The organism is Actinomycetota bacterium (assembly GCA_040754375.1).
Classification (GTDB): domain Bacteria; phylum Actinomycetota; class Acidimicrobiia; order Acidimicrobiales; family AC-14; genus JBFMCT01.
In genome coordinates, this window is sequence record JBFMCT010000094.1 from 1 (window position 1) to 2,259 (window position 2,259).

General features: G+C 73.5%; 2 protein-coding genes. Both read left to right on the forward strand.

All coding sequences use genetic code 11. The annotated features are described in order from the left end of the window. The coding region (gene istA / locus AB1673_17565; protein MEW6155765.1) for an IS21 family transposase at positions 1-1,542 on the forward strand (1,542 nt) is incomplete at its 5' end. Beyond that, positions 1,542-2,259 (forward strand): IS21-like element helper ATPase IstB (gene istB / locus AB1673_17570; GenBank protein MEW6155766.1); only part of this gene is annotated, 718 nt, incomplete at its 3' end. The genes istA and istB, both read left to right, overlap by 1 nt.

The following is a 2,259-nucleotide window of genomic DNA, read 5'->3' on the forward strand; positions in this document are numbered from 1 at the left end:
AGGAAGCTACCCATGCGCAAGATCACCGAGGTCCTGCGGTTGAAGGCCGCAGGGATGAACAGTCGTGACATCGCCGCCAGCGTCGGGGCGGGTAAGACGACCATCTACGAGTACCTGGCCCGGGCCGAGGCGGCCGGGCTGTCCTGGCCCTTGCCCGAGGGCATGGACGAAGCGGCGCTGGACGCCAGGCTGTTCCCGCCGCCCACCGCCGAGCTGGCGGCCCGGCGGCCGGTGCCGGAATGGCGCGACATCCACCGGGAGCTGAAGCGGGGCCGCCACGTCACGCTGCGCCTCCTGTGGCTGGAGTGGCGCGAGGACCAGCCCGAGGGCTGGGGCTACACCCAGTTCTGCGCCCACTACCAGGCGTGGCTGGGGGCCCAGGACGTGGTCATGCGCCTCACCTATGCGGCCGGCGAGCGGATGTTCGTCGACTTCGCCGGCGATCGGGCCGACTGGGTCGACCCCGACGGCGGCGAGGTTCGTTCGGCCGAGGTGTTCGTGGCCGTGCTGGGCGCCAGCGGGCTGCTCTACGTGGAGGCGACCCGGGGCCAGGACCTGGGCAGCTGGGTGGGCGCCCACACCCGGGCCTGGGCCTTCTACGGCGGCGTGGCTGCGGTCACCGTGCCCGACAACCTGAAGGCGGGGGTGACCAAGGCGTGCTGGTACGACCCCGAGCTCAACCCGTCCTACGCCGACCTGGCTCGTCACTTCGACACCGTCGTGCTGCCGACCCGCACCGCCCATCCCCGGGACAAGGCCGCGGTCGAGGCCGGAGTCCTGTCGGTCGAGCGATGGGTGCTGGCCCCGCTGCGCGACCGTCGCTTCTTCGGCCTGGCCGAGCTGAACGAGGCCATCGCCGGCCGGGTCGAGGAACTCAACGGGCGGGCGTTCCGGGGCCAGCCGACCAGCCGCCGGGAGCTGTTCGAGGACATCGAGCGCAAGGCCCTCAAGCCGTTGCCCGCCGAGCGCTTCGAGCTGGCGTCGTGGAAGAAGGTGACGGTGAACATCGACTACCACGTCGAGTTCGACCGGCGCTTCTACTCCGTGCCCTACCAGCTGGTGCGCCAGCGCCTCGACCTGCGGGCCACGGCGAGCACCGTCGAGGTGCTCAACGGCGGGCGGCGGGTGGCCAGCCACGCCCGCGAGCACGGCCGGCAGCGCTACGTGACCGACCCCGCCCACATGCCGGCCTCGCACCGGGCCCACCTGGAGTGGACGCCGTCGCGGCTCGTCTCCTGGGCCTCCACCGTGAGCCCGGCCACCGCCGCCCTGGTGGAGAAGATCCTCGTCACCCGGGCCCACCCCGAGCACGCCTACCGGGCCTGCCTGGGGCTCATGAACCTGGCCAAGCGCTACGGCGACGAGCGCACCGGGGCCGCGTGCGAGCGGGCGCTGGCCGTCGGGGCCGTCAGCTACAGCTCGGTGAAGTCGATCCTGGCCGCGGGCCTGGACCGTGCCCCGCTGCCCTCGGCCTCGGGCTGCGCCGCCGCCGGCGAGCACGAGAACCTGCGGGGCGCCGACTACTGGGCCGAGGAGGCGTGATGCTGGCCAACCCGACCATCGCCAAGCTGGAGGCCCTGGGCTTGGGGGCCATGGCCGCCGCCCTCGTCGACCAGCTGGTCACCCCCGGGCCGTGGTCCGAGCTGGCCTTCGAGGACCGCCTCGGGCTGCTCGTGGACCGCGAGGCCGACGCCCGCGACAGCCGCCGCCTGGCCACCCGGCTCAAGGCGGCCAAGCTGCGCTATCCCGCCGCCGTCGAGGACGTCGACTTCCGCTCCCCCCGGGGGCTCAACCGCGCCGCCGTGCTGGACCTGGCCGGGGCCGGCTGGGTGACCCGCCACCACAACCTGGTCGTGACCGGCCCGACCGGGGTGGGCAAGTCCTTCCTGGCCTGCGCCCTGGCCAACGCCGCGCTGCGCCAGGGCCACACCGCCCTCTACGCCCGCACCCCGAGACTGCTCGACGAGCTGGCCCTGGGCCGGGCCGACGGCCGTTACTCCCGACTGCTGGGCCAGCTCGGGCGGGTTTCGCTCCTCGTGCTCGACGACTTCTTGTTGACCCCGGCCCCCGTCGAGGCGTGCCGGGACCTGCTCGAGGTCGTCGAGGACCGGGCGCAGCGGCGCTCCACCCTGGTGGCCAGCCAGCTGCCCGTCGAGAAGTGGCACGCGGCCATGGCGGACCCGACCTTGGCCGAGGCCGTGCTCGACCGCGTCTTGCAGGCCGCCCACCGCATCACGGTCAAGGGTCCCTCCATGCGCA